Annotated in this window: 2 protein-coding genes and 1 pseudogene; all 3 read right to left on the bottom strand. The window is 34.3% G+C overall.

Features of this window, described 5'->3' with window-relative positions; genetic code table 11:
- Positions 1-1,052: pseudogene (locus F6464_RS14280) on the bottom strand (sel1 repeat family protein); the annotation flags it as partial.
- Positions 1,053-1,064: 12 nt separating this feature from the next.
- A complete protein-coding gene (locus F6464_RS14275; protein WP_151108619.1) occupies positions 1,065-1,973 on the bottom strand; it encodes a PorP/SprF family type IX secretion system membrane protein in 909 nt (302 codons plus the stop codon).
- Positions 1,974-2,032: 59 nt separating this feature from the next.
- Positions 2,033-2,191 (bottom strand): T9SS type B sorting domain-containing protein (locus tag F6464_RS14270; protein ID WP_191963404.1); only part of this gene is annotated, 159 nt, incomplete at its 5' end.

Here is a 2,191-nt window from a genome sequence, read left to right as displayed (position 1 = left end):
GTGATTATAGGAAATGATTCTTTTCCCTCAGTATTAATAGTTACTCCTAAATTTTCAGGAGTACCAAAACTTCCGTCTTCATTTATTGCAACTTTCCAAATATCAGATTGACCATAGGTACCAGGCATGTCCGAAGCAAAATACATTGTTTTTTCGTCAGCACTCAAGGTTGGATGTGCGACACTGTAACTGTCGCTATTAAAAGGTAATTCCTGAGCATTGTTCCATTTGCCCTCTTTTAAAGTAGCTTTATATATTTTCAGTAAAGTAATTTTATTAGCGTCTTTTCCTTTTTTACCATTATTAAAATTATTTCTGGTAAAATACATGGTTAGTCCGTCTTTAGTAAAAACAGGTGTTGCTTCATGAAATCTAGAATTGATGTTTTTTGCAAATTTTTCAGGACCCGTAAGACTGTCTTCAGTAATGCCAGGAGTATCTTTAGGAGTAATATCTGCAGAATACATATTGGTAAAATATTGATTGTTCCATTTGTGTTTTCTTTGGGAAAAGCTTCCTGTATCACGAGAAGAAGTAAAAATCAATTTATTTCCAGCATAGGCACTACCATAATCAGAATAAGCCGAATTGATACCAGCATCTTTTATAATATATCTTCCAGAATTGGCTTTAATGACATCCATATAATTTTGCTTGTCATTAAAGATTTTACCTCTCAAATCTTCACTCGATTTTTTGCTGAAAAGCACTAACATTTCATCCGCCTTTGCATATTCACCAATAGATTTTAGGGATTGTGCATATCTGTAATAATACTCAGGAGCCACTTCTTCGTTCATGGCAAATAACTCACCATACCATTTGGCAGCTTTTTCTAAATTAGCATTAAAATAGTATGCATTGGCTAATTTCTGAAACAAATCGGCCGATTTATATCCTTTTTCAGCAATACGTTCGTAGGTTTTCGTAGCATCTATATAGGCGAATTTATCATACGCTTTATTCGCTTTTTTAACCTTAGTATTTTGAGCCTGCCCAGAAGAACATAAAACACTCAAAAACGTTAACAATAGGATTACTTTATTTTTCATGATGTTTCGGATTTAGAAGAATCTAGGGGAAATAATTTTGTTAAAGTTGCTAAACAGTTCATAACGAAGAAACACCTCGTGGGAGCCATGATTGTAATTTCTTAAACGAGTTGTTTCTAAGTCATATCCATATCCAATATATAAACCATCAGTCACTTGAAAACCAGCTAAAGCACTTACCGAAGCATCCCAACGATAGGCGGCACCAAGAACAAATTTTTGATTGAACATAAAGTTAGCAGAAACGTCTACCTGAAGAGGCGCGCCTTCAACCAATTTAGTAAGTAGGGCTGGTTTGAATTTAATGTCGTTATCTAAATCAAAAACGTAACCCGCTATCAAATAGTAATTAACTTTTTCTCTAAAGATAGCCACTTGGTTGTCATTGTACCGTTTTGACTCAATAAAATTAGGGACAGATAAACCTATATAGCTTTTGTCAGAATGGTAATAAATACCTGCACCAATATTTGGAGAAAACTTATTCAAATTTTGAAACTGAGCATCACCTTGTTGAGCTGGATTTAATCTGGAAACGTCTAAACTAAAAAAGTTACCTGTAGCTTTTGCACCAAATGATAATTTGTAATTTTCAGAGGTTTGAATGGTATAAGAAACATCTGCCGATACTACATTTTCTTCAGTAGGACCAATTCTATCATTTATAAAAGACAAACCTATGCCTAAATTACTATCGTTTATAGGCGAGTTTAGTGACAGTGCGTTTGTTACTGGCGCACCATCTAATCCAACCCATTGGGTACGATGCAATCCAAATATGCTCATAACTCCTCTCGATCCTGCATATGCTGGATTGACATTGATGGTGTTATACATATACTGCGTAAATTGTGCATCTTGTTGTGCATGACTTACCACAGCTGTAAACATCAGTACGAAAAATACTATTTTTGTTTTCATTAGATTCGTTTTTTAACCTGAGGGTTGTAAAAACCCTCAGGAGTTAGATTTGAGTTTGATTATCTTGTTAAGTATAAATATCCATCTTTTTTGAATGTTTCCCCTTTACCATCTGTATATTGAATAATATAGAAGTAGGTTCCAGTAGGTAATTCAGCCGATTTATTAACAGTAGCTCTTCCTTCAGAGATTCCTCTAAAGACTCTTGTACTATTATC

This window comes from Flavobacterium luteum (genome assembly GCF_008806775.1).
Lineage (GTDB): Bacteria > Bacteroidota > Bacteroidia > Flavobacteriales > Flavobacteriaceae > Flavobacterium > Flavobacterium luteum.
This window is presented reverse-complemented; position numbering and strand designations above follow the sequence as displayed.

Coding starts and splice junctions, on each gene's coding strand:
- F6464_RS14275 (WP_151108619.1), bottom strand. CDS start 1,973: ATGAAAACAAAAATAGTATTTTTCGTACTGATGTTTACAGCTGTGGTA.